The sequence below is a fragment of the Pseudomonas sp. 18175 genome (genome assembly GCF_050432925.1).
Classification (GTDB): Bacteria; Pseudomonadota; Gammaproteobacteria; order Pseudomonadales; family Pseudomonadaceae; genus Aquipseudomonas.
Genome location: NZ_JBKFTO010000054.1, coordinates 1 through 966, shown reverse-complemented (window position 1 = coordinate 966; position 966 = coordinate 1). Strand labels below are relative to the sequence as shown.

Sequence of the window (966 nt, the reverse complement as noted above, 5' to 3'; positions counted from 1 at the left end):
CGCGGCGTTTTTCAAGGTAGTTGTCGCGTCCACCGTCGTGCTACGCGACTTTTATCACTACGGTCAGCTCCCTTTCAGGGTTCAAGTACACCGTCCCGATAGGGTTCCAGTTACGTGTCTCGCCTGACCATCGCTCCGGTCTTTTCTCTCTGGCCTGCCCGTATATTGCATCTCGCCGAGCCAAAATTTCCCGGTCCTTCCCTTCGTGACGTTGAGCCGGTGTCACGAAGCGGATCCGGCTATGGCGGTGCACGGTGTTGTACCAGGTCATAAAATTTCTCACCCAGATGCGCGCATCATCCAGGCTGGTAAATCCGTCCTGCGGCCACTGCGGGCAGTATTTCAGCGTCCTGAACAGCGATTCTGAGTAGGGGTTGTCGTTGCTAACCCTTGGTCTACCGCGAGACGGCGTGATGCCTAAGTCGTACATCTTGGTCAGAAGCGTTACCGATTTCATCGGCGCACCATTGTCTGAGTGAAGCACCAGCGGCTGTCGCCAGCACTTCTCCTGAGTCACGCTTCGCTGCAATAACGCTGCTGCCTTTTCACCGCTCTCTGCTTCGTAAACTTCCCAACCTACGGCCTTTCGGCTGTAGATATCCTCGATTAAATAGAGGTAGTAAAACTTCCCACGAACTGGCGATGGTAAATAGGTAATGTCCCACGACCAGACTTGATTGGCGGCTGTGGCTGCATAGGTAGTGGGGGCCGTATGACGATGAGCACGCTTGGCACGGCTGCGATGGTGCTGCTGGCCCGCCGCGTGCAATACCCGATAAAAAGTCGCCTCCGAGGCTACATAACGGCCCTCATCAGCGAGCTGCGGCACGATCTGACTCGGAGGCAAATGTGCGTAGGCCTTGCTGTTACACAGCGCCACGATGGTCTGGCGCTCAAGGTCGCTGAGTGCATTACTGGGTATGGGCCTCACTGTTGTGGTGCGACCATCTGCCAGTAATTTCTCGG

1 protein-coding gene is annotated in these 966 nt (G+C 55.9%); it reads right to left on the bottom strand.

Annotation, left to right across the window (positions count from 1 at the left end):
* Positions 1-40: 40 nt before the first annotated feature.
* Positions 41-966, bottom strand: a 926-nt coding sequence (locus tag ACLD1Y_RS31580; protein WP_429481544.1) for an IS3 family transposase, incomplete at its 5' end; no start/stop codon positions are given.